This window comes from Streptomyces sp. NPDC127190 (assembly GCF_042672505.1).
Classification (GTDB): Bacteria; Actinomycetota; Actinomycetes; order Streptomycetales; family Streptomycetaceae; genus Streptomyces.
The window spans coordinates 768479-769490 of sequence record NZ_JBHXVE010000001.1 but is presented as its reverse complement, the minus strand read 5'-3'; the positions used below and the strand labels follow the sequence as shown (position 1 = coordinate 769490).

The window sequence follows — 1012 nt, the reverse complement described above, 5'->3', positions numbered from 1 at the left end:
GACCTGCTGAGGTGCTGGACCGGCACATGCACCACCTGCGGCCGACCACTAACCACAAGCAGAACCAGAGCCAGAACCTAACGAAGTACTACTAGGGTCTTTCTTTCGGATCAGGTCGGCTGCGGCGTCGGCGCTTTATCGGCCGACCCGAGCGGGGTCTGGTGCGTGCAGCTGCAAGGCGGAGGACCGAGTCGACGCGATGGGGGTCCCCCCGCGCGAGCGAAGCCGAGCGTGGGGGAGTCGGCGAGGGACGACAACGCGGCAGATGTGCGTGCCAGGGCGCGCGACGCCGGCAAGATCCGAAAGAGAGGCCCTAGGGCCGGGCCCGTCCCCGGGGCTGCTCCTCGTCCGGGAGCCGGCCTCCGCCCCTACCGCGCGGCGGCGTGCAGCAGCTCGGTGATCTTCGCGAGGGCCTTGTCGGCAGGGTGTTGCCTGATGAGGCCCTCGCGGGCCGCCGCGCGGAGGTGGACCAGGGCGCCCTCGGGGTCCGCGGTCACCACCGCGGTGACGACGGCCGGGTTCATGCCGCCGATGCCGACGCCGATGACGGCGCGTACGGTGACGCCTCCGTCGGCGTGCGCCTCCGCCCCGGTCAGGGTGCCTGCGCCGGCCAGCGTCCGGTGGACCAGGTGGGACGCGGCCGCCACCGGTCCGGGAAGTCTCAGTTGCCCGGTGCCGACGTCCTTCTTCGTCCATCTGAAGCCCCGGGCGGCGCCCCGCGCCCCGCCGCGTGCGCCGGCTCCGCCCGTGCCGTGGACGCCGGTGAGCGCGCCGCCGGCCGTGGCGCCCAGCCGGCCGCCCTTCGCGCCGAGTTGCATCAGCGCCGCGAGCAGCAGCTCGTCCTCACCGGCCTCGTCGAACACGTCTGTCTCCTCGCTGGCGACCGCACATGGGGGGACAGTCATACCACCGGCGGCCCGCCCACGCCACAGGGCCGGCGCCCGTGGGGGGCCCCGGTGTGGGGGGGGGGATTAAAAACACGAAAACAGCCCACCCAATATCGTAGTGTTTT

1 protein-coding gene is annotated in these 1012 nt (G+C 72.4%); it reads right to left on the bottom strand.

Going from position 1 to position 1012, the window contains the following annotated elements; genetic code table 11:
* Positions 1-368: 368 nt before the first annotated feature.
* Entirely contained in the window at positions 369-863 is a 495-nt protein-coding gene (locus ACFVIU_RS03400) for a hypothetical protein (protein ID WP_385840297.1), read from the bottom strand.
* Between the last annotated feature and the right edge of the window lie 149 nt (positions 864-1012).